At 39.1% G+C, this 24,353-nt stretch carries 19 protein-coding genes; 9 read left to right on the top strand and 10 right to left on the bottom strand.

Translation table 11 applies throughout. The features are described from left to right. Positions 1-113 precede the first annotated feature (113 nt). Entirely contained in the window at positions 114-1,436 is a 1,323-nt protein-coding gene (gene mtaB, locus GVK91_RS24620; RefSeq protein ID WP_075991309.1) for a tRNA (N(6)-L-threonylcarbamoyladenosine(37)-C(2))-methylthiotransferase MtaB, read from the top strand. A gap of 116 nt (positions 1,437-1,552) precedes the next feature. Here the strand turns inward: mtaB and GVK91_RS24615 are convergent, their stop codons facing one another. Then, positions 1,553-2,449 (bottom strand): DMT family transporter, encoded by an 897-nt coding sequence (locus GVK91_RS24615; RefSeq protein ID WP_159731812.1) that lies wholly within the window; start codon positions 2,447-2,449, stop codon positions 1,553-1,555. Between the two features lie 308 nt (positions 2,450-2,757). Between GVK91_RS24615 and GVK91_RS24610 the strand changes: the two genes are divergently transcribed. The 3 genes from GVK91_RS24610 (at position 2,758) to GVK91_RS24600 (ending at position 5,813) form a co-directional block, all read left to right on the top strand. Further along, the gene (locus GVK91_RS24610; RefSeq protein WP_153846572.1) at positions 2,758-3,330 is read left to right on the top strand and encodes a C40 family peptidase; all 573 of its coding nucleotides are present in this window, start codon (positions 2,758-2,760) and stop codon (positions 3,328-3,330) included. 175 nt (positions 3,331-3,505) lie between these two features. After that, positions 3,506-3,925, top strand: a complete 420-nt coding sequence (locus GVK91_RS24605) for a hypothetical protein (RefSeq protein ID WP_159731810.1) — start codon at positions 3,506-3,508, stop codon at positions 3,923-3,925. Positions 3,926-4,253: 328 nt separating this feature from the next. Further along, positions 4,254-5,813, top strand: a complete 1,560-nt coding sequence (locus GVK91_RS24600) for a calcineurin-like phosphoesterase family protein (protein WP_159731808.1) — start codon at positions 4,254-4,256, stop codon at positions 5,811-5,813. Between the two features lie 387 nt (positions 5,814-6,200). On the opposite strand, the gene GVK91_RS24595 is transcribed toward GVK91_RS24600, so the two are convergent. From GVK91_RS24595 to GVK91_RS24575, 5 genes are all read right to left on the bottom strand, one after another. Then, positions 6,201-7,526: a mechanosensitive ion channel family protein gene (locus GVK91_RS24595; protein ID WP_159731806.1), complete on the bottom strand. Its 1,326-nt coding sequence runs from the start codon at positions 7,524-7,526 to the stop codon at positions 6,201-6,203. Positions 7,527-7,565: 39 nt separating this feature from the next. Continuing rightward, positions 7,566-8,936: a nucleoside permease gene (locus tag GVK91_RS24590; protein WP_075991314.1), complete on the bottom strand. Its 1,371-nt coding sequence runs from the start codon at positions 8,934-8,936 to the stop codon at positions 7,566-7,568. Positions 8,937-8,981: 45 nt separating this feature from the next. Further along, complete coding sequence (locus tag GVK91_RS24585) at positions 8,982-9,608, bottom strand: bifunctional nuclease domain-containing protein (protein ID WP_046674002.1); 627 nt, start codon at positions 9,606-9,608, stop codon at positions 8,982-8,984. Positions 9,609-9,723: 115 nt separating this feature from the next. After that, on the bottom strand, positions 9,724-10,698 hold the full coding sequence (locus GVK91_RS24580; protein ID WP_159731804.1) for an electron transfer flavoprotein subunit alpha/FixB family protein: 975 nt from the start codon (positions 10,696-10,698) through the stop codon (positions 9,724-9,726). 20 nt (positions 10,699-10,718) lie between these two features. Then, complete coding sequence (locus tag GVK91_RS24575; protein ID WP_159731802.1) at positions 10,719-11,456, bottom strand: electron transfer flavoprotein subunit beta/FixA family protein; 738 nt, start codon at positions 11,454-11,456, stop codon at positions 10,719-10,721. Positions 11,457-11,858: 402 nt separating this feature from the next. Here GVK91_RS24575 and GVK91_RS24570 point away from each other — a divergent pair, with 402 nt between their 5' ends. Both GVK91_RS24570 and GVK91_RS24565 read left to right on the top strand, forming a co-directional pair. Then, on the top strand, positions 11,859-12,191 hold the full coding sequence (locus GVK91_RS24570) for a lipopolysaccharide assembly protein LapB (protein WP_120335375.1): 333 nt from the start codon (positions 11,859-11,861) through the stop codon (positions 12,189-12,191). 84 nt (positions 12,192-12,275) lie between these two features. Then, positions 12,276-12,695, top strand: a complete 420-nt coding sequence (locus GVK91_RS24565; protein ID WP_075991319.1) for a copper resistance protein NlpE — start codon at positions 12,276-12,278, stop codon at positions 12,693-12,695. Positions 12,696-13,277: 582 nt separating this feature from the next. Here the strand turns inward: GVK91_RS24565 and GVK91_RS24560 are convergent. The 4 genes from GVK91_RS24560 to rsmI form a co-directional block, all read right to left on the bottom strand. Next, positions 13,278-14,414: a cysteine desulfurase family protein gene (locus GVK91_RS24560; RefSeq protein WP_159731800.1), complete on the bottom strand. Its 1,137-nt coding sequence runs from the start codon at positions 14,412-14,414 to the stop codon at positions 13,278-13,280. A 217-nt stretch (positions 14,415-14,631) separates the two neighbouring features. Continuing rightward, the gene (gene lnt, locus GVK91_RS24555; RefSeq protein WP_159731798.1) at positions 14,632-16,254 is read right to left on the bottom strand and encodes an apolipoprotein N-acyltransferase; all 1,623 of its coding nucleotides are present in this window, start codon (positions 16,252-16,254) and stop codon (positions 14,632-14,634) included. A gap of 23 nt (positions 16,255-16,277) precedes the next feature. Continuing rightward, entirely contained in the window at positions 16,278-16,985 is a 708-nt protein-coding gene (locus GVK91_RS24550; protein WP_159731796.1) for a PH domain-containing protein, read from the bottom strand. A gap of 36 nt (positions 16,986-17,021) precedes the next feature. Continuing rightward, the gene (gene rsmI / locus GVK91_RS24545; RefSeq protein WP_083663502.1) at positions 17,022-17,687 is read right to left on the bottom strand and encodes a 16S rRNA (cytidine(1402)-2'-O)-methyltransferase; all 666 of its coding nucleotides are present in this window, start codon (positions 17,685-17,687) and stop codon (positions 17,022-17,024) included. A 111-nt stretch (positions 17,688-17,798) separates the two neighbouring features. Here rsmI and GVK91_RS24540 point away from each other — a divergent pair, with 111 nt between their 5' ends. From GVK91_RS24540 to GVK91_RS24530, 3 genes are all read left to right on the top strand, one after another. Next, positions 17,799-18,872, top strand: coding sequence for a class I fructose-bisphosphate aldolase (locus GVK91_RS24540; RefSeq protein WP_159731794.1), 1,074 nt, complete (start codon positions 17,799-17,801; stop codon positions 18,870-18,872). A 312-nt stretch (positions 18,873-19,184) separates the two neighbouring features. Then, complete coding sequence (serS, locus tag GVK91_RS24535) at positions 19,185-20,456, top strand: serine--tRNA ligase (RefSeq protein ID WP_159731792.1); 1,272 nt, start codon at positions 19,185-19,187, stop codon at positions 20,454-20,456. A gap of 645 nt (positions 20,457-21,101) precedes the next feature. Continuing rightward, positions 21,102-24,335, top strand: coding sequence for a SusC/RagA family TonB-linked outer membrane protein (locus GVK91_RS24530; RefSeq protein ID WP_159731790.1), 3,234 nt, complete (start codon positions 21,102-21,104; stop codon positions 24,333-24,335). Positions 24,336-24,353: the final 18 nt, after the last annotated feature.

Below are 24,353 nucleotides of genomic sequence, written 5' to 3'. Positions count from 1 at the left end.
TGCATTCAGCCTTTCAAGATAGTCAAAACTAAGGAAAATCCTTATAACGAGAAAGTCAAAACTTAAAATGATAAGAGCGGTTACTGAAAAAAAATGTAATTTTGCAAAATATTATGGAGAATAAAAAAGTAGCTTTTTATACACTTGGATGTAAACTGAATTATTCAGAGACATCATCCATTGGTCGTTTATTTAAAGATGCGGGCTATGATACCACAGCGTTCAATAGCCGTGCAGACGTTTATGTAATCAATACATGCTCGGTAACGGATAATGCTGACAAGAAGTGTAGAAAAGTAGTGAAGGAAGCATTAAAGCACTCTCCCAACGCCTATATTACGATTGTTGGCTGTTATGCGCAGCTAAAACCAAAAGAGATTGCAGAGATTCCCGGAGTGGATATGGTCTTAGGTGCAGCTGAAAAGTTTAATATTATTGAGCATATCAATGATTTGACGAAACAGGAAAAAACGATCGTTTATAATGGTCCAATCGATGAGACCAATCAATTTGTCTCGGCTTATTCGATTGGCGATCGTACGCGTACCTTCCTAAAAGTACAGGACGGGTGCGATTATTCATGTACATTTTGTACGATTCCTTTGGCACGTGGCGGAAGCCGCTCGGGTAAGATCGAAGATATTGTGCGTCAAGCGGAAGAAATTGCAGCTTCAGGCGTAAAAGAAATTGTGTTAACGGGAGTTAATATTGGTGATTTTGGTATTCGGGATGGTAAGCGTGAAGACCGATTCTTGGATTTGGTAAAGGCTTTGGATGAAGTCGAAGGTATCGACAGGATTCGGATTTCTTCGATAGAACCTAATCTTCTTTCCAACGATATTATTGAGTTTGTGGCACAATCAAAACGTTTTGTTCCACATTTCCATATGCCACTGCAGTCTGGAAGCAATAAAATTCTGAGTTTAATGCGCAGAAGGTACAAAAGAGAACTTTACACAGAGCGCGTCGCATTTATCAAGTCATTGATGCCTAATTGCTGTATTGGTGTTGACGTTATTGTCGGATTTCCGGGAGAAACACGTGAAGACTTTATCGATACGTACAATTTCTTGAATGATTTGGATATTTCTTATCTGCATGTCTTTACCTATTCAGAAAGAGAGAATACGATTGCAGCTCAAATGGACGGCGCTGTACCGGGAGCTCAACGTAGTGACCGTAGCAAAATGTTGCATATCCTTTCGGAGAAGAAGCGCCGTGCTTTTTATGAGTCACAGCTTGGCGAGACTGGTGATGTCTTGTTTGAGGCTGATGAGAAAGATGGATATATGCATGGTTTTTCTAAAAACTATGTCAAAGTAAGGACCTTGTACGATCCATTATTGGTGAATGAGGTTGTGCCGGTTAAATTTATGGACGTAACGGATTCCTGTGAAGTGGAGGTAGAAGAAATTCCGGAGACACTGACACATTAATCTTTTTAAGGGGGATATCATATTAAGATTTATAACATATAAAAAGGCAATCTTCTCTAGTAAGATTGCCTTTTTTCGTTAAAGGGAATTTCCTAATTTCCCTATTGATTGCACCCCTAATGTGCACTGCTCTTTGCTGCGTTCAACCAGATGACGGTACCCAAGATCAAAAGCACCCCGAGCCATTGTATCGTGGATACACTTTCATGAAGTATAAAAAATGACATACAGGTGGCTACAGGTAGCTCCGCCGAACTCAATATTCCGCCTAAGGAGAAGCCCGTTTTAGGTAAGCCGTAGGCAAATAATAAAGGTGGGATGACTGTGCCAAATAGAGAAAGGATCAAGCCGAAATAGAGGAAGTTACCATCAAATTGACCATTCAATAAATAAGCAGGTGGAAATAACGTAAAGACCATGATACAGGCCCCCGTTACCATAATAGCGCTTTTTTGAATGGGGTGATAGTCATTGCCGACACGGCCATTCACGATCATGAAGACCGAATAGGCGGTTGCCGCTAAAAGACCAAATAAGACACCTGTTAAGTTGAGGTGTTGTAAGCCTTTTTCAATAAGTCCAGTCGCTAATAATGTTGCAATGAGTACAATGCCGATGCCAATCAGGTTGTTTTTTGAAGGTTTTGTCTTGAAAAAGATAAATTCAATCAGCACACCGATCCAGATATACTGCATCAACAGTACAATGGCCAACGAAGCCGGAACAAGCTGCACACATTTGTAATAGAGGATACTCACCAAACCTGTAGAGGTACCACTGATTAATATCTTGATCCATGAAGATTTCTTGCTTGAAGAGTGAAATGACTTTGCAGAAAAGAGTTTGATGACAATATAGATAAGCCACAGTATAAGCATGCCAAACAATACCTGAATTCCCGTTACCTCTCCTAAAGTCAACCCTTTACCATAGGCTTTTTTAACAAATGTTGAAAGTATCCCAAAACTACTCGCACCTAAAAAGACAGCTAATGCACCTTTTAATTTTTCCATTCTCAAATAAATTAGGCGTCAAAGTTACGATTTCTGAACAATTCTTTTTCTTATCTGACGTTCTTATCAAGAAAAGCAATCTTCGGAGACAAACTTAACAGTAAGGAGTGAGTGCATCCAACAAGTGAAATTCTCTGGCTGGAAACGTTGCTGTTCGTCGTAGCATGTTGCAGGGGACGGCTTTATAGCAGCGGTCATAGGAGTAAATTGTTTTTTTAGCAGTGGGCAAATTTATTGGATATAAACAGCAATTTAATTAAGTTTGTTAGGCAAGTAAGTTTGTTAAGCAAGAACGTAAATCGAACAGCATGAGTGTCAGATCTTATTTTATCTTTTTGTTAGGTGCGGTTCTACTTTTGAGCAGTTGTTCAACGAAGAAAAAGGTACTTAGCTCCAATACACATTCTTCCAATGGTGCGGTTTTGACAGATGCAAGCTCAGCGCGCGGAAAAACCTTTTCCGGATCCCGACTTGATAATTATGCAGACTTACTCAATGTGAGTACAAAAAAACTAAATCCGCACCTTTATTCATTTATTGACGATTGGATGGGCATACCGCATCGTATGGGTGGACAGACCAAATCGGGGGTAGATTGCTCGGGATTTGTTAATTTGCTCTATATTGAAGTATACAAAGGGAATTTGCCCCGGACTTCGCGTGACATGGAAGGAATAGTAAAAAGAAAAAAGGTCGATAAACTTGAAGAAGGAGATCTCGTGTTTTTTTCTTTCGGACGAAATGGGATAGATCATGTAGGTGTATACCTGCATAATAATAAGTTTGTTCATGTTTCGACACGGAAAGGTGTTATTATCTCTGATCTTTCTGACAGTTGGTATGCTAAGACCTTTGTCGACGCAGGCTCTCCGAATATCTAAATGCGTGAATTTCATGTAGGTTTTATGTCATATCTTGATATAAACTTTTATACCCTATATAAATCCTTATTTTTGTCAAAATTTTATAGAAATGACAATCAAGAGTAAGAAGATTTTTTTGGGCCTTTGTATTATTGTGCCGTTTTTGATGTATTGTGTTTATTACTATAGTAATATGATCAAAAATGCCCCTTTTCGTTTTGCTGATTTTGAATCCATTGAATTCAAATACGGCGAGCCGAATCACATGGTCAACGAATACAATTCAAAAACACGCATCTATAAGTATTTAGACAAAAAAGATTCTTTAATTACCGATACTGTAAAATTTACAAAAGACGATTTATTGTACCTGCACCGCAAAGCAATGGAGCTCGGCTTTTGGAACTTGGACACGGATATGACTGGACCTGAATGGCAGCAGGATTCAACAAATTCTAAAGTCCCACGCTTTTATTTAGAGTACAACTATAAAGATAAGTCCAAGCATATTACTTTAGATGCAGATTTTGCAGGCAACCCGCGTATGCACGACGCAGCAAAATCAATGATCGATGAAGTCAACCGTATGTTGGCAACCGCGCAAGCCAGATAGTTAAGAAATAAACCCTAAGGGTAAGAGAGAAATTAAGCAATTGGTTTCTCTTTTTTTTTGCCAAATACCTGTCTGAAAACAAAGGGAGAAGGATTTAAGTAGCTAACAATATTATTTCTAATAGGGATTTTATAGGGAGCTAATAGGGACCTCATTCGGATGAATACGAATAAAACACGGATAAAGTCCCTATAACGATACTATTAAATATGCGTTAATTAATACGGAAGTCTTAAATTGTTACCTTTGTTTTTTGATAAATTCTTTATATTCTCTTTATACTCCTTTAACCTGAATCGAATACTTTAGCGCCAAAACAAAATTTCATATGAAAGCATTTTTGGCATTAGCAATTTCCTGGGCATTCGTAAATGCGGTGCAGGCCCAAGATTTTGCGAAAGGAAAAGTTTATCTAGACATAAACAAAAACGGAAAATTGGATAAAAACGAAAGAGGCGTTGCCTCCGTTGCTGTTAGTAACGGGCGCGAGGTGACGACAACCGATAAAGATGGCAATTATCAGTTGCCTGTTGGAAATGACAACATCATTTTCGTGGTTAAACCGACAGGCTACGCTTTGCCTTTGGATGAAAATAACCATCCAAAATTCTACTATATCCATAAGTTAAACGGTAGTCCAGCTTCAAAATATCCTGCAGTTGCTGCTACAGGGAAAATCCCGGCTGCTGTAAATTTTGCATTGTACCAACAAGATGAAGATCCTAACTTTTCAGCTTTTGTTTTTGGTGATCCACAAGCCTACACGGAGGAAGAACTAGCCTATTTCAAAAATGGTGTGATCAATGAAATTTCAGATAAGACAATTGCGAAATTTGGAATAAGCTTAGGCGACTTAGTGGGAGATGATCTTTCACTACAGCCAAAGTATAAATCGGTGATTTCCACGATGGGATTACCGTGGTATAATGTCATGGGAAACCACGATATGAACTATGATGCTAAAGTGGATAGCCTCTCCGATGAATCGTTCGAGCAGACTTTTGGCCCCAATAACTTTGCGTTCAATTATGGAAACACGCATTTTATCATTCTTGATAATATCATTTACCCGAATCCGCGGACAGGTAAAGGTTATTTAGGTGGATTTCGTAAAGATCAGCTTGATTTTGTGGAAAATGACTTAAAAAACGTAGCTAAAGATAAATTGATTGTATTGGCATTTCATATTCCTTTATATCATCAAAACTCGGATGTCTTTCGTAATGAAGATAGACAACGTCTGTTCGATATTTTGGCTCCATTTAAGCATACCTTGTCTTTGTCTGCGCATACACACTTTCAGCGCCAATATTTTTATGGACAAAAGGACGGATGGAAACAAGAAAAGCCACATCACGAATATAATGTAGGTACAACCTCTGGTGACTGGTATTCGGGCGAGTTGAATGAAAAGGGAATTCCTGTTTCTACAATGCGGGACGGTACACCAAAAGGGTATGCCATTTTAAAAATCGAGGGCAACCAATACAGTTTTGATTATAAGGTTGTAGGTAAGCCGGCAACGTATCAGATCGATTTATATGGAGCTTCGGTCGTTCCAGAAAAATACACAAAGAGATATCCGATATACGCTAATTTTTTTATTGGAAAGGAAGGTGACAAGGTAACGTATAGAATCAATGAGGGCGAATGGAAGGAAATGGATTTTGTCAATGAAAACGATCCAGCATTTCTAAATTCTTTGGCTAAGTACGATACAGCAACTGAATTAAAGAATACGCGTAGACCTTCAAACCCCGAAAAATCCAGTCATCTGTGGACGGCTAATTTGCCTAAATTAAAAGCTGGTAAATATCAGATTGAGGTTCAGGCTGTTGATCTTTTCAATAGAGTACACCTAGCAACGAAGACTATTGAGGTGAGATAAATAACCGATTGTAGAGTTGTTTTAAGTTTAAAGATAGCTTAAGATGCACTTAACATTACCATCCTATATTTGTGTAGAGTAATTTTTGATTCATAAAGAGTTAGGGTTAATGTGTAGATCTGTTGTGAAACACGTCTGAAAATTTAGTTTGTTTTTAAAGTGAAGGTAATCTCCCCAGATTACCTTTCACTGTTTTTAGACCTTTCACTTTAAATTATGCTGCCAAAATTTAAGTCCTTCTACTACGATCTATATCTACACTTTATCCGGTTTGCAGCTACAAACTTTGTTAAGCCGTTAACCTGGTATATGAATGTTAGTGCGGTAGCGGCTTTTTTTTCTGAAAGCGACTGATGTTATTGGCCGGAAAGAACTTTCAGTTCGCTCCTACTGCCGTTGGTCTGCGAAGTCATGAAGGTTTTGTTGTTGGATAACCTGCCGGAAATCATCTGATGCCGGATTTTCAAAGATCTCCAGGTCGAAGTATTTTGTTGCAGCAAATAAGTGGTCGAATACATCTGAAACAATTCCTTCGTAATATTCCCAGCGGATATCATTTACAAAGAAATAAAGTTCGACCGGAACACCGTGTTCGGTTGAAGCAAGCTGACGTACCATCAAGGGCATGGTCTTGTGAATATTGGGATTTTGACGTAGATAGGTGAGTGTATAAGCTCTGAACATTCCTAAATTGGTCATTTTGCGACCGTTTATGGGACTTGATTGATCTATCTGCTGTTCCGTATTGAATTGGTCAATTGTCTTGGCACGCTCCTCGATATAAGGCCGCAGAATCTGTATATTTTTGAGCCTTTCAATTTCTTCATTTTCCAAAAAACGGATCGTGGAAATTTTGATGTTTATGGCTCGTTTTAAGCGCCTCCCGCCCGATTGCTGCATGCCCCTGTAATTTTTGAAAGAATCCGACAATAGTGTATGCGTCGGTATCGTCGTAATGGTCTTATCAAAGTTCTGCACTTTCACATTGTTGAGGTTAATCTCTTTGACAGTTCCATCGGCGCCATATTTAGGCATTTCTATCCAATCGCCTACACGGATGGAGTCATTGGCCGAAACTTGTATACTGGCAACAAATCCCAAAATAGTGTCTTTGAACACCAACATCAAGATTGCTGACGCGGCACCCAAGGATAATAAGAAGGACCAAGGGGATTTTCCTGTCAATATCGAAAAGCAGATCGTTCCACCGATAAATAATAGGATAATCTGGCAGACCTGTAAATAACTTTCCAGGGGCTTGTCGGCAAAAGATTTTTTCATGCGCAGCATGTCCCGTAAACTTTTCAGAAGCGAGTGAATAATCAGTAAACTGACGACGGTCGTTGCTATGTCAAGTACTTTATTGCTGTTTTCTTTCCAGGTTGGAAAACCCATGAAGATAATGGGCATGATATATTGTGCCACTAATATCGGAACAAAATGAGCAATAAGTTTCAGCGTTTTATTGCGGATCAATAGATCGTCAAAGCGATTTGTGCTTCGCCTGATGGCTTTGATTGTTAACAGGAGTAATGTTCTTTTGGTGAAATAGTCAATGACGATCAAAAACAGGATAACCAGTAAGAGTAAAAGGATCGAGTTAACAAAATGGCTCCCCTGATTATCAAGGCCAAGTTGTTTAATCCATTGAAATGTCCAGTTATAGATGTAGGATTGGGAATCTTTGAATAATTCCGTTGCTGTGCTTTGCATGTTACAAATATACAAAAAGCCGCAATTAGCGGCTTTCGGTTATTTTGAGTTTAGCGGTTCACGCTCGTGTTTATGTCTAAAGAATACAGCAAAGAAGATTGCTATAACCAAGGTGTAAATGGCAAATGCAAGCCAGATATCATGCCAGTCTTTTAGCATGAGGTTACCACTTAACATACCGTCAGGTAATATTGAAATACTCTTTTCCTGTAGAAAATGTAGAAAATGGGTATTATCGATTGTTGTATCCAGATATTGTGCGAGATCCTTGCTGTTTTGGAAACTTTTGGTAAAGTAATGGTCAATGATCCAACCCGATGCAAAACTGCCTACAACGGCACCGAAACCATTTGTCATCATCATAAATAAGCCTTGTGCTGAGCTGCGTATACGTGATGTTGTCGAGGTTTCGACAAATAGAGAACCTGAGATATTAAAGAAGTCAAATGCCATACCATAGACGATGCAGGATAATACAATCATCCAAAGTCCGCCTGCAGGGTCACCAAATGAGAATAATCCAAAACGTAATACCCAGGCAAACATCGAAATCAGCATGACCTTTTTTATACCGAATCTTTTGAGGAAAAATGGAATAGCAAGAATAAAAAGTGTCTCGGATATCTGCGAAATCGACATAATGATGGTCGAATATTTCACAACGAAAGATTCTGCAAATTTAGGGTAGAATTTAAATTCATCCAAAAATACATCACCGTAGGCATTGGTCAATTGGAGTGCGGCACCTAAGAACATGGAAAAAATAAAGAATAAAGCCATTTTATAATTTCCAAAAAGTTTAAATGCTTCCAAGCCTAATAGTTGTGTCCAGGAAGCATCTTCCTGTTGTAACTTCTTCGGTGGACATTTAGGTAATGTAAAAGCATAGAGACTTAAAGCCAAAGCTGCGGTTCCGGCGATATAAAATTGATAAGCTGTAGCCTTGTTGCCTGTTAAATTGGTGATCCACATGGCAACGATAAAGCCTATCGTTCCGAAAACTCGGATAGGCGGGAATGCCTTGACCAAATCGTAGTTATTTTCATTCAATGCCGTATACGCAATGGAATTGGATAGGGCCAAAGTCGGCATATAAAAACACATTGCCGCAAGCATTGCATAAAAAAAGGTGTTTGGATCATTTACCTGCGGTAAATAGAATAAAACACCCGCATAACATAAGTGAAGAATAAAATATAATCTTTCGGCATTTATCCAACGATCGGCGATAATTCCCATCAGGGTAGGCATAAATAAAGAAGCGATCCCCATGGTTGCAAAAATAGCTCCAAATTGTGTACCATCCCATTGTTTTGTGCCAAACCAATAGTTTGCTATTGTAATCAACCATGCTCCCCAGACAAAAAACTGAAAGAAGCTCATAATGGTCAATCTTAATTTAATAGACATAAATCGATGTTATTTAAAATTTTTGTTTCGCTTTAATGAAAGGAGTTATTTTCTTTTGGAAATCTCATCCCTAATCAATGCAGCCTGCTCGTAGTTTTCTTCGGTCAATGCCTGATTAAGTGCTTGCTCCAGTTGCTCATCTGTCAACGAGGAGAAAGGATTTTGTGGGGATTTTGAAGGTGTTTTTTCTTCGACCTCAACAACACTTGGATCCTGAACTTTATTGGATTTGTCTAGGTTTTCCAAAAATGCAAACTCATGTCCTTCAATGATAATTCCAGCAGAGGACATAATAAATTCGTAGGCATAGATCGGAGCTTCAAACCGTACAGCCAGTGCAACGGCATCGGATGTGCGGGCATCAATCTCGACAATCTTGTTGCCGTCGGAACAGATAATTTTAGCATAAAATATCCCTTCAATCAAATTATAGATCAGTACTTCAATGAGTTTAATACCAAAAGAATCTGCAAAAGATTGAAATAGGTCGTGTGTCAGCGGACGACTAGGAATCATTTTCTCTATCCGAATAGCAATAGCTTGAGCCTCGTGGCTGCCGATAATGATGGGCAATCTTCTGTTGCCCTCCACTTCTCCCAATACAAGAGCATAAGCCCCAGATTGCGTTTGACTATAGGATAAACCAACGATATCTAATCTGATTTTCTTCATTTTAATTCCAAAGCGGTCTACAAACTTAGATAAATTTGCTTTTATATGCAATTATAACAAATAAAAACTCCCCATTCATTTTGGATAAATGGGGAGAATATATCGGATGAAAGCTTTAAATACCTTTGTAAGCCTTCAATGCCTGCGTTAATTTCGGAACGACCTCGAAAGCATCGCCTACAATTCCATAATCGGCCACTTTGAAAAAGGGCGCTTCTGGATCTTTGTTGATGACAACGATTGTTTTAGAAGAGCTTACTCCCGCCAAATGCTGTATTGCTCCGGAGATACCGATAGCAATGTAGAGATTGGGGCTAACAACAATACCTGTCTGGCCTACGTGCTCCGAATGCGGGCGCCAGCCTGCATCAGATACGGGTTTTGAACATGCTGTAGCTGCACCAAGGACGTCTGCAAGTTCTTCCACCATACCCCAGTTTTCGGGGCCTTTTAAACCACGGCCTGCGGAGACGACGATTTCAGCTTCCGGTAAGGAAACTTTGTCTGTTGCTCGGACAATCTCTTTGACCATCGTTGTGAAATCTGTTTGGTCAATATTCGGAGCAAAAGTTTCGACAGTTGCGCTACCACCGGTCTCTTTTGTTTCATATGCATTTGGACTTAATGCGATGACCTTTATATCCGAAGATAGTTCGAGCGTAGCGAACGCTTTATTGGAGAACGCTGTTTTTTTGACAGTCAGTTTGTCGCCATTGATTTTCGGCAATTCGAGTGCGCCATCGGCCAGACCAGCCTCTAATTTGGCTGCGATACGTGGTGCGAGTCCCTTACCTGAGAATGAGTTGGACAGCACAAGTATTTTTGAACCGGTACTTTTTACGGCCTCAGCAATGATGCTTGCATACGCTTGGTTTACAAAAGAAGCGAGTCGTTCATTGTCGACATTTAATACTTTGGAAGCACCGTACTTGCCTAAGCCAGCAAGTTCGTCTCCGGCGACATTTCCAATTGAAATCGCAACAAGATCAGTCTGTATGTTATCGGCGATGGATTTTGCATAAGAAACAACTTCAAAAGCAGATTTCTTGAATTTTCCATCGGTATTTTCTACATATACGAGTATAGACATGGTGTTTTAGCGTTTAAAGATTAAATAACTTTAGCTTCGTCGTGAAGAAGAGAAACTAATTTTTCTACCTCGGCAGCGTCAACAAGTTTGACCGTACCGCGCGGCGCTGGTGTCTCATAGCTGACAATGTGTTCAAGAACGTCTATAGCGGAAGGTTCGAGCACATCCAATGGTTTCGTCCGCGCACTCATAATACCACGCATATTAGGTATTTTTGGCTCGGCAACACCTTCTGCTGTACCAATGACGATCGGTAGCTTTGCTGTCAATACTTCTTTTCCACCTTCAATCTCGCGCTCAACTGTGACTGCGTCGCCCGCAATGTCAACTTTTTTGGCAATGGAAACAGAAGGAATATGCAGCAGCTCTCCTAGGATTGCTCCCACTTGAGCACCGTTATAGTCGATTGATTCGCGGCCAGTTAAAATTAAGTCAAATGCATTGTCTTTGGCATACTTTGCTATCTGATTAGCAACAAACCAAGCATCGCGTGGAGCGGCGTTAATCCGTACAGCATTGTCTGCGCCAATTGCCAATGCTTTTCGAATGGTTGCATCTGTAGATGCATCGCCCACATTGATGACAGTTACGCTTCCTTTTCCACCTTCAGCCAACTCAACTGCCTTGGATAAAGCAATTTCATCATAAGGGTTTATAATGAATTGTACACCAGCTGTATTAAATGCAGTGTTGTCATTTGTAAAAGTGATTTTAGATGTAGTGTCAGGGACATTACTTATACAAACTAATATTTTCATATACGATTGGTTTTACTCAAACTTACCATATTTTCTTTCAATTAAAAAGCGCTAAGGCCTTTTAAATTCTGTTAAAGGGTCGTCTTGTGATTTTGATGAATTTTTAATTTTACCAGTTATTTTTGTTTATTTTTTTTGATATGATGTGATATTTAGGTGTTTTGTTGTCTTTTTTGTAATTTTTTATTTTAAATAGCCGGTTCTTGATAATGGATTTATTGCGTCAGTAAATTGTCATTTTATATGCTAGCATAGTAATTTTAGAAAGCATCGCAGCTCATTCGGGGTTCCTGTTTATAAAAAGCTTTCGTGTGATATGGAGAGATGCGGAATTGTTTGAGGGGGATACACAATTAAATTGCATATAAAATGCAATTTGTCTAAGTTTGAAATAAAAAAGATATGTCGACACGATTGGATCAACTGAATGAATTTTTGAAAGAGAGCCCCGAAGATCCTTTTTTAAAATATGCAATTGCAGCTGAATATCTCAAGCAGGAAGATGAACAAGAGGCCATGTTAAGATTCGAGAATTTAGTACATACGAATCCAGATTATGTAGGAACTTATTATCATTTGGGTAAATTGTACGAAAAATTAAATAAACAGGAGTCCGCGATTGCTACCTATAGATCCGGAATAGAGATCGCCCGCAAGACACGTAATTTCCATGCTTTGGGCGAGTTACAAGGTGCATTGTCATTCTTGACAGACGACGATGAAGATGATTTTTAATCTTTTCTAAATTTTTGGTATTTAATTTGTTATGAATTTATTGGTGTAACTGTTAGATGCTGATTTTTTTGAATTTGGAATGAGATGAAAAGGTTTATTTGGATTGTGGGTTTGTTGTTGACAATTGGAATGGTGGGATGTGATAATCCCAAACAAAGTGTTGCGGTCTATAAAGATAATTTACAGGACCTAAAAGGTAGGGATAAGGCGGAAGTAGTGATTGGTGAATACAAAGGTGTAATGCCTTGTGCGGATTGTGATGGTATAGAAACACTTATTTCATTGCATGCTGACAACACCTACCAATATTCATCTAAATACCTTAATAAAAGTGATGATGTGTTTATGCGTGAAGGAAAATGGAAATTGGATGGCAACATCATTACACTGGATGGGGTCGACTATAAGTTCAAATTAGGGAATCGGATACTCAGTCAGTTGGATCTTTCCGGAAATGACATTACGGGAGATATTTCCAAATATTATGTCTTGACAAAAAATTGAATCTAGCATAAAAGATGTATGAAGAATGAAAAAGCCGAATCTATTTTCGGCTTTTTTATTTTTTTGAAATTATTCACTTTTCCCAGTATTGCAATCCTTAATTGGGATTATACTGAAAGTTTTCTTCCCTTCTTCTCTTTAATTTTTAATCGCAGCAAGTTCGGATCAAATAGGCTCTTTTAACAGTGCTTGTTCAGTGATTGTTCAGTGCTCGTTCAGTGCTTACTCAGTATGAACTGAATAAGGAGTGACTGATCACTGTCTAAAAACTGATTGAAAATTGTTCTTAGGCTTAAGTTGGTATGATGCTGTATAAGTTCAGGACATATAAGTTCAGTTAATTATGTAATTGTCGAAAATGGGGGGTACGTATCCAGAACGGTTTAGCGAATACAAATATGCAGTGTAACTTGCTGTTGGATGGGGAAGTCCTCTTACTCCAGCTTGCCGCTCTGATAGCGCGCTGGAGCAAGATTAAACTTATCTAACTCAATGTAGCGCTGATTAAGAATTCTTGCTTGAATTTTTAATTGCGATACATTGAGCGATCTTATTCGTTGTCTATTGTCAACTATTAAAATATTAGTTGTTTTTAGTACAAAGTTCTTTTAACGTTGCTACGACGAAGTCAACTTCTTCTTTGGTGTTATGCTTGCAGAATGAAAAACGAACTGAAGGTCGTTCCGAACTGGATTTTATTGCTCCCAATACATGCGAGCCTATATCTGTTCCTGAACTGCAGGCACTGCCACCAGAGCAAGATATACCCCCAATATCCAGGTTGAATAAAAGCATGTCGGCAAGGTCACTACATGGGAAAGAAACATTTAGTACGGTATACAGTGATTTATCAGCTTCGATTACACCATTAAAATCAATCTCAGGGATTGCTTTTTGCAACTCGTCGATCATATAAGATTTGAGTCCTTGAATATAAGCGTGGTGTTCTTCCATGTGCTCATAGGCAAGTTCTAAAGCTTTGGCAAGACCCGCTATTCCATAGACATTTTCTGTTCCACCACGCATGTTGCGTTCTTGTGCTCCACCATAGATTAACGGTTTAATCTTGTTATTCGCATTGATGTAAAGAAAACCCACCCCTTTTGGGCCATGGAATTTATGTGCAGCCCCTGTTATAAAATCTATTTTAAGTTTACCAAGATCATGTGGATAATGCCCCATGGTCTGTACCGTGTCCGAATGGAATATCGCATTATACTTTTGGCATAACTCGGAGATACGTTGAATATCGTTGAGATTTCCGATCTCATTATTGGCATGCATAATGGAAACAAAAGTACGCGGATTGGTACTTAAAAGTTCTTCCAGCTGGTTGAGATTTAAATTACCTTTTTCGTCAACTTCTAATAAGTCGAGGTGCACCTTACCGGCTTTTTCAAGTTCTTCTAACGTATGTAATACGGCATGGTGCTCTATCGGTGAGGTGATGGCATGGGTTATCCCAAAGTCGGCGATTGACCTAACGATGGCCATATTGTCGGCCTCGGTTCCACCCGATGTGAAGAATATCTCTGCTGGAGATACATGAAGTAGATTGGCAATCGTTTTACGTGCTTTTTCTACAATTGTTTTTACTTGTCGTCCGTGACTATGGATAGAAGATGGATTTCCAAAGTTATTGTTCATCACATCCACCATTACTTTTATTACTTCAGGATCTAAGGCTGTAGTCGCTGCATTATCAAAATATACTTGCATGCTGCAAAATTACAAATCTCCAAAGTAAATTAAAGGTATTAAATGACTTATTTTTATCATTTTATTTTCCTAATTATAGCTGATAGGCGTTGGCGTGCCGGGGGCTCATCAGAATTAGGTTCTTTTTGCCGAGGAAGGTATAGGATTGGTGCTTTCCCATTCTGATACTGAAAAAATAGCGCCAAATTACTATTTCAGTTTGGCGCTACTGTTCAATTTAGATAAGTTCTTTTTTTCGTCGGACCACGATGAGTATCACAAGTCCTCCCATTGCGAGCACCAAGCCCAAATAGGCAGCAATATCACCTGCTTGCGTGTAGAAAGTAATTTCTTCATTTAAATTAATTTCCTGATTTAGGGCCGCAGGCTGCCACCATTTAGTCTGTTGTACAATATCGCCTCGTTGATTGATAAAGCCTGAAATCCCTGTATTTGCGGATCGAGCAACCCAGCGCCTGTTTTCAATCGCACGCAGTTTTGCATACTGTAAATGCTGGTCTTTACCCGAAGTATTGCCCCACCAGCCATCGTTGGTGATGATCGCAATAAACTGAGCGCCTTTTTTGACATATTGGGAAACATAATTGCCCCAAATGGATTCATAACAGATTACGGGTGCGGCACCAATACCGCTTTGGGCATAGAATACCGAAGGTTCGGCCTGTTTCCCGTAGCCACCTGTCGTACCGCCGAACGCTTTAAATAAAGGTTTCAGGAAATTCATCGCTGCGCCAAAAGGCATTTGCTCTACGCCCGGCACGAGTTTAGACTTATGGTAAAACTGAAGTTTGGAGGAATAATCGATCAATGTCGCAGCATTGAAATTATCCTGGTATACATTAGGAGCTATTTCACGCGCAGTAGGTGTTTTTGCATAGTTGTACAACTGATAGCTTTCAATACCTGAAAGTACATTACCATTTTTATATTGATCTAAAAATTTTAAAATGCGCTGGTAAGAATAGGTTTCCCTAAAGTTTTCCTCGTCAAAATCGCCGTTCTGTGAAAGTGCAGTTTCAGGCCAGATGAAAAACTCCGTATTGGGTTTGGCGACTGAATTTGATAAGGCGAATAAGGTGTTTAATTGTTCCTCGGGACTTAAATTGAATTTAATATAAGGGTCAATATTCGGTTGAACAACAACAATCTGTGCAGGATTCTGATGTTCTTCGTAGTTGAAATAACGTAGGAGCGAGTAGGCGCTGGGAACCAACAATATAGTCGCCAAAGAGGCAATCGGGACAATCTTACGTTTGATGGGATAAAGTCCTTTTCCATTGAGGTAAAGTGTAAATACCAAGATATTGACCAGCCAGATCCATATTGTTCCGCCATAGACCCCTGTGATGTCGTACCATTGGATCAATTGGTGGAAACTTGCGAAACCATTGCCTAAAGTCATCCACGGGAAGGCTAAATCCCAGGATTCGTGTAGAAATTCATAGCTTATCCAGAATCCCATTAATCCGAAAAGGGATAACAGGATGTTCGTTTTGCCTCGTAATTGCCCATATAACCTGAAAGCCAACGCCATTAAAGCGGCGCCAAGACAAAAAGGTATCAGACTGATAACAACAGCTGCAAAAGGCGGCATAACTGCCGAAATGGAGTTGTATACCCAGTAAATGGAAGCCGTGTTCCAAACAACAGCCGTGAGTCCCGCTGTAAGAAATACTTTACGGCCTTTTCTTTGGAGTGTTTCACTGCGGATAATATTTTCTACTGCAATCAGCAAAGGCACAAACCCAATAAATAACAATGGACTGGAATAGGGGATTGGAGGCCAGCCCAACCACAATAAAAAGGCACTTAAAAGTGCCAGTAAATAGTTATTTTTCACTATATATTTTCTCCCATTTATGATTATAAACTGGATAAAACTTCTCTCTTTTTACTCTCGTATTCCTCTTGGGTAATCAATTGTTTGTCGAAGAGTGTTTTTAATTTTTTGAGCTTTAAGGTAATTTCATCATCTTCCTCTTCTTTAACGAGTGGAGCGGGCGGGATGTTTGATACCGTTGGCGCTGGCGGAGTTACTGGTGCCGATACAACAGGTTGAGGTGCCGCCGGAGCTGTAACTGCTGGCTGAACTGGTATATTATTTTCTGGTCGTTCGATAATCACTTCCTTAGCAACTGTTGGAGCAATGACTATTTTTTCTTTTTCGGCCGCCAATTCCGCTTTTTTATAGTTTTCAAGGGCGGCTTTAATATATTGATACAATTTTCTAGCCTGAACTTTAGGGATATAGTCTATGCTTAAATTCTCGCCCGTAAATGGTATAACCGTAACTTTTGAACCGAAGATTTCTTCCTTAAAGGCAATATCCTTGATATCTTGCCAACCGAAGATTTCAAAATCAGTAGCCAGACCCAGTTTAGTAAATTCGCACATAAATATGCGCTTATTACTGATGGTGATACTATCTGGTAAAATAGTAACTGCAGGTTTCTTTTGAACTGCAATATAATCTATTTTTTCCCCTGGAGTAAGCATATCTTGGACTTTAGTAACCAATTTTTCAATGATTTTTATGTCCTGCCCGTCCTGTGCAAATTGTTCCATGTTCATGTCAAATACTTTTTAATACCTAAAGATTGTCAAAATTTATTCCAATCCTGCTACACAAAATACAAATTCTCCTTTAATCGGATTGTTTTCAAAGTGTAATTTTAAATCAGTTAATGTTCCGCGAACATTTTCTTCATAGAGTTTGCTCAGTTCACGCGATATCGAAGCTTGTCTTTCTGCGCCAAAAACGGTGATAAATTCTTCTATGGTTTTGAGAATACGATGTGGCGACTCGTAGAAGATCATCGTTCTTTTTTCCTCTGCCAAAGCTTTTAAGCGCGTTTGCCTTCCTTTTTTGACGGGTAGAAAACCTTCAAAGCAAAAACGGTCGTTGGGAAGACCCGAATTGACAAGCGCTGGCACGAAAGCTGTTGCGCCTGGTAAGCACTGCACTTCGAGTCCTTCTTTGATGGCCTCACGTACCAGTAAAAATCCCGGATCTGAGATCGCCGGTGTGCCTGCGTCTGAAATCAATGCAATGTTTTGCCCTTCTTTCAGGAATTTAATGATTTCAGATACCGCTTTATGTTCATTGTGCTGATGATGCGCAAATACTTTTTTGTCGATTCCAAAATGCTTCAAAAGCGGAGCGCTGGTCCTTGTATCCTCTGCTAAGATGAGGTCCACTTCTTTCAGGACATTGATCGCACGGAACGTCATGTCCTCCAGATTGCCAATAGGTGTTGGAACTAAATATAACATGGTCAAAGTTAAGTTTTTTTTACTATATAATATGCGCTAAAACATTCTGTGCTTTTTGGAGTTTTATTTTAAAGATAATGGTAAACTCCATCACTTTATTTTAAATAAATTATGCAATACATTGAAAAAATACAGGCACATCTGGGTGCAGAAGCGAGTTATTTATTAGAATTTGATCAACCCGCAGTTTCCAAAACAATACTTCATCTTCCACAAGCAGGATTTATTGACCAAGTATATAGTTCGAGTGACCGTAGCCCGCAGGTCTTGCGGAGTTTGGGGCAGCTTTTTGGAACGGGTCGGTTAGCCAATACTGGCTATCTTTCGATATTGCCTGTAGATCAGGGAATCGAACACAGTGCAGGAGCTTCTTTTGCTCCAAATCCACAGTATTTTGATCCGGAAAATATTGTCAAGCTAGCTTTGGAAGGAAATTGCAATGCCGTGGCATCTACCTTTGGTGTTTTAGGAGCCGTTGCCCGAAAGTATGCGCACAAGATTCCGTTTCTGGTTAAAATCAATCATAATGAACTATTGACTTATCCCAATCGAGCCGACCAGATCCTGTACGGAACAATTCGCGAAGCATGGAATATGGGGGCAGTTGCGGTAGGGGCGACCATATATTTTGGATCTGAGGAATCAGACCGTCAGATTATCGAAGTTGCAAAAGCATTTGAAGAAGCACATTCTTTGGGGATGGCGACGGTATTATGGTGTTATCTGCGCAACTCGGCGTTTAAAGTAGGTGATAAAGATTATCATTTAGCAGCGGATCTTACCGGACAGGCCAATCATTTGGGCGTAACGATCAAAGCGGATATTATTAAGCAAAAACTACCCGAATTGAACGGTGGCTTTAAAGCATTAAATATGGGGAAAAGTAGTTATGGAAAGCTGGATGAACGCATGTATACGCAGCTTTCTTCCGATCATCCTATTGATTTATGCCGCTACCAGGTGCTTAATTGCTTTGCCGGTCGGGCTGGCTTGATCAATTCTGGTGGAGCTTCGGGACAGAATGATATACAGGAAGCTGTAAAAACTGCGGTTATCAACAAGCGTGCAGGTGGCACAGGGTTGATATCTGGCCGTAAGGCTTTCCAAAAGCCAATGAATGAAGGCGTCGCACTATTACATGCCATTCAGGATGTTTATTTATGCGATGAGGTAAGCATTGTTTAGCAAATGCGCATCACATGAGTTCATCAGGTTGAATCTCACGACAGGGCTTTGCGTATAGATCGAATTATAGAGCGTATCGATTAGCAGTCTAATGGATACGCTCTTTCTATGGATCATAGTTTGTAAATACCGATCCCTTTGAAGATCAGTATTCAATGAGTTGGTGGATGCTAACTGGTGCGGTGCGATGAAAATAGAGGACCGTAAAGCAGTTAAAAAGCCTTTTGGATGGTGGTTTAGGAATAAAATTGCTTGTAAATAAAGGCAAATTTATCTAAGTTTGTTCACTATTTTAAATAACACATTTATATTATGTTGCAATTAAATTATATCCGTGAGAACAGGGATACGGTAATCGAAAGATTGGCTGTCAAGCATTTCAAGGAAATTGGATTGGTCGACGAAATCATCAGTTTAGATGAGGATCGCCGTAAGATCCAATCGGAATCAGACGCACTTTCGGCAGAAGCTAATGCGGCAGCAAAACAGATTGGAGATCTGATGCGCCAAGGTAAAAAAGAAGAAGCTGAAACCGTTAAATCCAAATCCTCGGGATATAAGGAGCAAGTTAAGCAACTTTTGGATCAATTGGGTACAATTGAGGCCGAATTGAATGAGAAGATCGTACAATTACCTAATTTACCGCATCAATCCGTTCCTGCAGGTGTAAGTGCTGAGGACAACGAAGTTGTTTTGAGCCATGGCGAAATCCCGGCTTTGTCGGAGGATGCATTGCCGCATTGGGAATTGTTGAACAAATATGATATTGTTGATTTAGAGCTTGGCGTAAAAGTTGCCGGTGCGGGTTTTCCTATCTATAAAGGTAAAGGCGCTAAATTGCAACGCGCATTGATCAATTTCTTTTTGGATCAGGCAGCAGAAGAAGGATACGAAGAAGTACAGGTGCCCATTTTGGTCAATGAAGATTCTGCATTTGCTACGGGACAATTACCGGATAAAGAAGGACAGATGTACTATGTGGGTAACGACAATCTGTATTTGATCCCTACAGCTGAAGTTCCGGTCACCAACATTTATAGAGACGAGATTGTAAAAGAAGCACAGTTTCCAATTAAACATTGTGCTTATACGCCCTGTTTCCGTCGTGAAGCAGGTTCTTATGGTGCACATGTGCGTGGATTAAACCGACTGCACCAATTTGACAAAGTGGAGACGGTGCAGCTTGTACATCCTGAAAAGTCTTATGAAGTGCTTGAGGAAATGAGTTTATACGTACAGGGGCTGTTGCAGAAATTAGAGCTTCCTTACCGTGTATTGCGCCTTTGCGGTGGAGATATGAGTTTTACTTCTGCATTGACCTATGACATGGAAGTGTATAGTTCTGCTCAGAAACGTTGGTTAGAGGTATCTTCCGTTTCCAATTTTGAAACTTATCAAGCGAATCGTTTGAAAGTCCGTTTTAAAAATGCTGATGGCAAGATGCAACTGGCACATACCTTGAACGGTTCGGCGTTAGCTTTACCACGTATTGTCGCAGCGATATTGGAGAATAATCAAACGGAAAAAGGAATTAAGATTCCTGCAGTTTTGGTGCCGTATACTAAATTTGAGTATATCGATTAAATATCAATAAATAAGTTGCTTTTGCGCTTGTTTAATATAAAAACGAAAGACGCTCAGCCTGAGAAGGTAGAGCGTCTTTTTTGTTATAATTCGATTTTTAAATGTTTAGAATCATTATAAATTAATCTTCTTTTTGATACAAAAATTTAATAAATTAATATGTTAACGATTTCTTATAGCATTGTTAATGTTTTGTTAAATATAGTTGATTCCGTATAAAATTCTGTTTGTAAATAGTTTGATGAGTTTTTATTCTAAATTGAATCTTTTGTAACAATTTGTAAAATTGTGAACTTATTATTGCGGTATTTCCTGTTTTCTGGAGATTATGTTAAAAAACTTGTAAAAACAACTTTGGCTTTCTATATTTGACACCGCTAATAAAAATCGCACTAACTATTATTAACTGTAAATGCTGAAAAGAGCAAATTTACAGCTGGATATTTATCTAAGAACTGACCCTGCATCTACCTAGGGCCCGCTTTTCCACAAATATTTTCAACTGTTACTGAATAAACTGCAATAGCAATTATGCTTTTTGCTGTTTATTGTCTAGGCAATTTATGTTTGGACGGTTATGATAACGGATATAATTTATATCACTATATAGGATTAGAAAAAATAATAAAATTAACTAACTAAAACATGAAACAAACATTACTAAGTTTTCTTGTTGGCGGTATGATTCTGACTTCGGTTGCATTCGCTCAAGAAAAAAAGATTAGTGGTCGTGTTACATCTGCTGACGGTAAAGCAATACCAGGGGTGACAGTAGTTGTACAAGGTACTAATCAGGCTACTCAGACTGATACTGATGGTAATTATTCATTGAATGTGCCTGCAGGCAAAGTTGTGGTATTCCGTTCAGTTGGTTTTGATGATAAAACCATTATTGTTAACAACAACAGTGCGGTATTTAATGTCTCTTTAGTAAATCATGACAATGCCTTGGAAGAGGTTGTTGTCACTGCAAATGCAATTAAACGTGAAAAAAGAACGTTAGGTTACTCTGCGCCGACATTGAATAATGAAGAATTACGATCAGGTCAAAATTCGAGTGCTATTAATGCATTGGCTGGTAAGGTAGCTGGTGTGAATATTACATCAACATCGAATTCACCAGGTAGCTCATCTCGTGTAGTATTACGTGGTGGTTCATCAATTTCAGGGAACAACCAAGCATTAATCGTTGTTGATGGTGTTCCTATTGACAATTCCAGCGTGATTGGTGGTGGCTCATCGCTGTCTAGTGTTGATTTTGGTAACCGTGGTAATGATATTAACCCTGATGATATCGCATCGATGACCGTATTGAAAGGTCCTGCTGCAGCTGCATTGTATGGATCGCGGGCATCTAATGGAGCCTTGATCATTACAACTAAGACCGGTAAAAAAGGTGGGGGTAAAACAGATATTACTTTTAATACAACAAATACTTTTTCTTCCATTTTGAAATTGCCTGAGTTTCAAAATGAATATGGTCAAGGTTATCCTGACTATGACGATGATGGAAATCTAGTTTTTGTCAATGATCCAAAGGAAAATTGGTCATGGGGAGCGCCTTTTACAGGAAAAATGCAAGAATGGGGCCAAGCTATTAATGGAGTAAGACAGACAAAACCATATTCGGCCGTAAAAAACAATATTAAAGATTTTTTTAATACTGGATTTGCAACAGATAATAATTTAGGTTTCTCGGGCGGTAGTGAAAAATCATCTTTCTATTTGGGTCTAAATTCTTTGAACTCAAACGGTGTTTATCCTGGGAGCAAAGATAACTACAATAAATATGGTGTTCGATTCAATGGTCAAACTGAATTCTCTAATAAATTTTATGCAGGAATTTCAGCTAACTATAGTCAGATTAACTCGAACAACGTAGGTGGAGGACAAGGAAATTCGTCTGTATACAATAACTTGTTACAAACTCCCCGTGATATTCCTGTTGCTGATCTGAAAGATTTAAATAATCCATATAATGGGTATGGTTATGTTGACGCAAATGGTCTAAACCATAGTAATGAGTATGGTTATTATGGGGCATATTCAAGGAATCCATATTGGACATTGGCAAATTATAACAACTACAATAATGTAAATCGCATTATGGGTAATTTTAACGTAGGTTATAAGCCATTTGAGTGGTTGGACTTCAAAGAACGTGTAGGGGTAGATCATTATACAGACCGCAGACGTTCAGAATCTCCTAAATATAGTTTTACACCAATCGATAAGACGTCAGGAAATTATTCGAGTGCTAATGATCTTATTAACAATGGAGAGTATCGTATCGATCAATATAATGTAACAGAGGTTATTCATGATTTCATGGTGACTGCTTCACATGAATTTAATCAAGATTTTAAAGGATCATTAATGTTGGGTAACAACATTCGTCAGCGTAATGTTTCTAATCTAAGTACAGCAACCAACGAAAGCGGAGGTTTGGTACAGCCTGGCTATTACAACTTAGCTAATTCTAATGGTCCATTGAACTTGATCGAAGATTCATGGTCAAAACGTCGTTTGGTTGGTATATATGCAGACTTGAACTTGTCATATAAAAACTTCTTGTACTTACAAGCTACAGCACGTAATGACTGGTCATCTACATTGCCTAAGAAAAACAACTCATTCTTTTATCCAAGTGTGAGTGGGTCATTTGTATTTTCTGAGTTGTTGAGCACGGAAGTTAAGAACATTCTTTCTTATGGTAAATTGCGTGCTAACTACGCAAAAGTGGGGTCGGATACTGATCCATATCAATTGTTGACAACATTCTCTAGAGGTGAAATCAATGGTGGATTCGGAACTACAACCTTCCCATTTGGTAATGTTTCTGCATTCATGTCTGGTTCTACATTAGGAAATGCAGAGTTGAAACCAGAAATTACCACATCAGCTGAAGTAGGTGCTGAATTAGGTTTCTTTAGAAATCGTTTGACTGTTGATTTTAGCTATTACAACAATAACTCAAAAAATCAAATCTTAGCAATTCCTATTGCGAATTCTACAGGCTACGGATTCAATGTTGTCAATGCAGGTAAAATCAAGAACTCGGGAATCGAACTTGCATTACGTGGAACTCCGGTGAAAACAGAAAACTTCAGCTGGGAATTGATGGGTACTTTCACCAAAAACAACAATAAAGTTGTGGAATTGATGGATGGAATTGATCAAGTTTCTCTAGGCGGTTTTTCGGGTATGTCTATCGTTGCGGCAAAAGGTCGCCCTTATGGAGAATTTTATGCAGTAACGAATGCAACCGATGCTGAAGGTAGAACGATTGTAAACCAAAAAACAGGTTTACCTGTGCCGACTTCGGATGCAAAATACTTAGGAAGTTACAATCCTAAATTCCAAGCATCATTAGGAACGACTGTCAATTACAAGAGCTGGTCACTGACGGCGTTGTTTGATATGAAACACGGCGGTGTATTCTATTCACGTACCAAAGATATCATGGCATTCACAGGTACATCTGCTGAAACAGGAGGTGAGCGTTTTGGTCAAATCTTCCCGAACTCTGTTTACTTAGATGCAAATGGTAATTCTGTTGTAAATACGACAGCTACTTATGACAAAGTGGATTACTACCCATATTTGGAGGCGGGTATGAATGTGGTCGATGCTTCTTATGTGAAGTTGCGCAACTTGGCTATCTCTTATAAATTCAAGAAAGATATGCTAAAAAATACACCTTTTGGTGATGTAACTGTTGGTGTGTTCGGTAATAACCTATTTATCTGGACTCCAAGTGAAAATAAATATGCAGATCCAGAAGTGAACTCTGCTGGTGCTGGAAATGCACAAGGTTTTGACTATACTGCTCAACCGTCTTTACGTAACTATGGTGTCAATGTGAAGGTATCCTTCTAAACTATAAAGAATAATAAA

Origin of the sequence: Sphingobacterium sp. 18053, from assembly GCF_902706145.1 — a bacterium.
Classification (GTDB): domain Bacteria; phylum Bacteroidota; class Bacteroidia; order Sphingobacteriales; family Sphingobacteriaceae; genus Sphingobacterium; species Sphingobacterium paramultivorum.
Note: the sequence above shows the minus strand (reverse complement) of the source record. Positions and strands in the feature narration are given on the sequence as shown.